General features: G+C 65.2%; 2 protein-coding genes. One reads left to right on the forward strand and one right to left on the reverse strand.

Annotated features, from left to right (window positions below):
* The coding region (locus tag JNK68_14475) for a hypothetical protein (GenBank protein MBL8541549.1) at positions 1 to 1,224 on the forward strand (1,224 nt) is incomplete at its 5' end.
* Between the two features lie 7 nt (positions 1,225 to 1,231).
* Here JNK68_14475 and JNK68_14480 read toward each other — a convergent pair.
* Positions 1,232 to 1,922: endonuclease/exonuclease/phosphatase family protein (locus JNK68_14480; GenBank protein MBL8541550.1), on the reverse strand; the 691-nt coding region annotated here is incomplete at its 5' end.

The following is a 1,922-nucleotide window of genomic DNA, read 5'->3' on the forward strand; positions in this document are numbered from 1 at the left end:
ACGTACGACGTGGAGATGCAGGGCGCCTTCGTCGAGGCAGTCACGCGTGACCCCGTTCTATCGCAGGTGAAGCTCATCGCCGAGCCATGGGACCTGAACCCCGGTGGTTATCAGCTTGGCAACTTTCCGCAGGCGTGGTCCGAATGGAACGACCGCTACCGCGACACCATACGCGCGTTCGGTAAGGCTCATGGCGCGACCATCGGCGAGTTCGCCACGCGGTTCACCGGTTCCAGCGACCTCTACGAGTGGCAAGGCCGCAAGCCGCAGGCGAGCGTGAACTTCGTCTGCGCGCACGACGGCTTCACGCTGCACGATCTCGTGAGCTACAACGACAAGCACAACGAGGCGAATCTCGAGGACAACCGTGACGGCAGCAGTCACAACCTGAGCTGGAACTGCGGTGCGGAAGGCGAGTGCGACGATGCCGGCGTCAACGCGCTGCGCCGGCGCCAGAAGCGGAACTTCCTGGCGATGCTGCTGCTTTCGCAGGGCGTGCCCATGCTGCTCGCCGGCGACGAGATCGGGCGCACGCAACGCGGCAACAACAACGCCTACTGTCAGGACAACGAGATCTCCTGGGTCGACTGGAATCTCCGGCGGGAAGACCGCGAGCTGTGCGAATTCGTGCGCAGCCTAATCCGTCTACGACGTCGGCATCCGGTCTTCCGCCGCAGCGAGTATGTCCACGGAAGTCCCACGGCAGCCGACGGGCTGAAGGGCATCACCTGGCTCACACCCGATGGACTGGAGATGAGCGAGGAGGCGTGGCATCACTCGCACGCGCGCTGTCTCGGCGTATGCCTGGTCGGTGAGCAGCCGCACGAAGCCCGCCACGGCCGCGTCCTACGGCACCTCGCATGGCTCTGGAAATGGCTGCTCGTGCTGGTGGGCGGTTCCGCGCCGCGAACGGAGCAACACGTCGCAGCGACGTCGTCGCACAACGCACCACCCGGACAACGGGTCTCCACGCGCGCTGGGGCGAGCGAAAACTTCCTGATCCTGGTGAATGCGCATCACGAGACGATCCCCTTCGTGATCCCGCGTTTGCACGAACACATCCAGTGGTCAGCGCTAGTCGACACCCGCGTCGAGGACGGGCGGCCGTCGCAGTCGAGTTTCCGCGGCGGCGATGCCTACCAACTACATGGTCGCTCTTTCGCCGTCCTGCATGCGACGACCCGCAGACGATTCCTGCCGAGCCTTTTCGGTCGCAGCAGCTAGGGCCGCTTCACACGGCAAGATCGACCCACACGACGTGGTGGTCCGACGCCTGCAGGCGCTCGCTCGTGACGCTGTCGAACGACTTCCAGCGCCGCCCGGCGTAGTAGCCGCGCCGCTCGATGCCGGCGTGCCTGGCGATGGCCGCAACCGCGGGCGACATGAACAGATAGTCGAGCTGCTGCCTACCGTCCTCGTACGTGCCGAGCCGCTTGCCTGACGGGTCGATGTCGTTCGCGAACCGGGCCACCGCGTCCTTGAGATCGGGATGACTCACCAGCGGGGCGAGGCCCTGGGAGGCCGGCGTGTCGTTCAGGTCTCCGGCAATGATGATGTGCGTGAAGCCCTGCTGCGTGCGGTCGTCGAAGATCTCCTTCACGCGACTCGACTGCGGCAGCCGGCGGCGCAGGCCGTCGTGATCGCTGCCCTGGCTCGTGAAATGGTTGGCCATCACCAGCAAAGGTTTGGCGAGACCCGGCATCTCGACAAAGTACTCGGCGCAGTCGCGTGCGAACACGGGCGGCGCACCGGGAACATCGAAGATGTGCGTGCTCAAGTCAAAGATGGGATGCCGTGACAGCACCGCGACGTCGATGCCGCGCGGATCGTTTCCGTCGAGGAGGAGGATGTAGGGATAAGGCGTGCGGCCGGTGCGGCTGAGGATCGGTGCGAGCAGCGCGTCGTGAAACTGCTTGAGCGCC

Source organism: Betaproteobacteria bacterium (genome assembly GCA_016791345.1).
Lineage (GTDB): Bacteria > Pseudomonadota > Gammaproteobacteria > Burkholderiales > JAEUMW01 > JAEUMW01.